A 2,786-nucleotide genomic window follows, 5' to 3' on the forward strand; every position below is an offset into this window, starting at 1 on the left:
CATTTCAGTGAAGACGAGTAGGGCGGGGCACGTGAAACCCTGTCTGAACATGGGGGGACCATCCTCCAAGGCTAAATACTACTGACCGACCGATAGTGAACCAGTACCGTGAGGGAAAGGCGAAAAGAACCCCGGAGAGGGGAGTGAAATAGATCCTGAAACCGTGTGCGTACAAGCAGTAGGAGCTCCGCAAGGAGTGACTGCGTACCTTTTGTATAATGGGTCAGCGACTTACTGTTCGTGGCAAGCTTAACCGTATAGGGGAGGCGAAGGGAAACCGAGTCTGATAAGGGCGCATAGTCGCGGGCAGTAGACCCGAAACCGGGTGATCTAGTCATGGCCAGGGTGAAGGTGCCGTAACAGGTACTGGAGGCCCGAACCCACGTCTGTTGCAAAAGACGGGGATGAGCTGTGATTAGGAGTGAAAAGCTAATCGAACCCGGAGATAGCTGGTTCTCCTCGAAAGCTATTTAGGTAGCGCCTCATATGTATCCTCTCGGGGGTAGAGCACTGTTATGGCTAGGGGGTCATCGCGACTTACCAAACCATTGCAAACTCCGAATACCGAGACGGACTGTATGGGAGACACACGGCGGGTGCTAACGTCCGTCGTGAAAAGGGAAACAACCCAGACCCACAGCTAAGGTCCCAAATTCACTGCTAAGTGGAAAACCATGTGGAAAGGCACAGACAGCCAGGAGGTTGGCTTAGAAGCAGCCACCCTTTAAAGAAAGCGTAATAGCTCACTGGTCGAGTCGGTCTGCGGGGAAGATTTAACGGGGCTAAGCAGTGAACCGAAGCTTGGGGTGTGCATATTTATATGTACGCGGTAGAGGAGCGTTCCGTAAGCCGTTGAAGGTGGATTGAGAAGTCTGCTGGAGGTATCGGAAGTGCGAATGCTGACATGAGTAACGATAATGCGGGTGAAAAACCCGCACGCCGAAAGCCCAAGGTTTCCTTGCGCAACGTTAATCGGCGCAGGGTGAGTCGGCCCCTAAGGCGAGGACGAAAGTCGTAGTCGATGGGAAGCAGGTTAATATTCCTGCACCTCGCGTAAGTGCGATGGAGGGACGGAGAAGGTTAGGTGTACCAGGCGTTGGTTGTCCTGGGGAAAGGCGGTAGGTTTGGATCTTTGGCAAATCCGGGATCCTTCAAGACCGAGCACCGAGACGAGCCTTTATGGCGAAGTCACTGATACCACGCTTCCAGGAAAAGCTCCTAAGCTTCAGCTTACGCAGACCGTACCGTAAACCGACACAGGTGGGTAGGATGAGAATTCTCAGGCGCTTGAGAGAACTCGGGTGAAGGAACTAGGCAACATGGCACCGTAACTTCGGGAGAAGGTGCACCCTTTTTGGTGGCTCGTGCGAGCTATAGCTGAAGAGGGTCGCAGTAACCAGGCCGCTGCGACTGTTTATCAAAAACACAGCACTCTGCAAACACGAAAGTGGACGTATAGGGTGTGACGCCTGCCCGGTGCTGGAAGGTTAATTGATGGGGTCAGCCGCAAGGCGAAGCTCTTGATCGAAGCCCCAGTAAACGGCGGCCGTAACTATAACGGTCCTAAGGTAGCGAAATTCCTTGTCGGGTAAGTTCCGACCTGCACGAATGGCGTAACGACAGCGGCGCTGTCTCCACCCGAGACTCAGTGAAATTGAAATCGCTGTGAAGATGCAGCGTTCCCGTGGCAAGACGGAAAGACCCCGTGAACCTTTACTATAGCTTTACACTGAACGTTGAGTTCGTCTGTGTAGGATAGGTGGGAGGCTATGAAACTGTGGCGCTAGCTGCAGCGGAGCCATCCTTGAAATACCACCCTGTCGTGCTTGACGTTCTAACCTGGGCCCATTATCTGGGTCGGGGACCGTGTATGGTGGGTAGTTTGACTGGGGCGGTCTCCTCCTAAAGAGTAACGGAGGAGCTCGAAGGTACGCTCAGCGCGGTCGGACATCGCGCACTGTGTGCAAAGGCATAAGCGTGCTTGACTGCAAGATCGACGGATCAAGCAGGTAGGAAACTAGGACTTAGTGATCCGGTGGTTCTGTATGGAAGGGCCATCGCTCAACGGATAAAAGGTACTCCGGGGATAACAGGCTGATACCGCCCAAGAGTTCATATCGACGGCGGTGTTTGGCACCTCGATGTCGGCTCATCACATCCTGGGGCTGTAGTCGGTCCCAAGGGTATGGCTGTTCGCCATTTAAAGTGGTACGCGAGCTGGGTTCAGAACGTCGTGAGACAGTTCGGTCCCTATCTGCCATGGGCGTTGGAGATTTGAGAGGGGCTGCTCCTAGTACGAGAGGACCGGAGTGGACGAACCTCTGGTGTTCCGGTTGTCACGCCAGTGGCATTGCCGGGTAGCTATGTTCGGAAGCGATAACCGCTGAAAGCATCTAAGCGGGAAGCGCGCCTCAAGATGAGATCTCCCGGGGCACAAGCCCCCTGAAGGAACCATATAGACTATGTGGTTGATAGGTCAGGTGTGTAAGTACAGCAATGTATTGAGCTAACTGATACTAATGATCCGTGTGGCTTGACCATATAACCTCAAGTTGCCTTGGCTTTACGACAACGTCGTAAGAGCATCCAAGTGCACGCTACGTCACAAGAACTATGCGAGGCTGGCGCCTTGTCCCCTAGGGACGAGTGCGACTCTCCAAAAGCCTCCCTGGTGAAATTAGCGCTGTGGAACCACCCGATCCCATCCCGAACTCGGAAGTGAAACGCAGCTGCGCCGATGGTAGTGTGGCTCAAGCCATGCGAGAGTAGGTCATCGCCAGGGTTTA

At 53.9% G+C, this 2,786-nt stretch carries 2 rRNA genes (1 of these 2 cut by a window edge); both read left to right on the forward strand.

Annotation, left to right across the window (positions count from 1 at the left end):
- Positions 1-2,541, forward strand: a 23S ribosomal RNA gene (locus AC1VXD_RS19690); it begins 340 nt to the left of the window's first position.
- Between the two features lie 126 nt (positions 2,542-2,667).
- Positions 2,668-2,782 (forward strand): 5S ribosomal RNA (gene rrf, locus AC1VXD_RS19695).
- Positions 2,783-2,786: the final 4 nt, after the last annotated feature.

The organism is Stenotrophomonas sp. STEN054 (assembly GCF_056854535.1).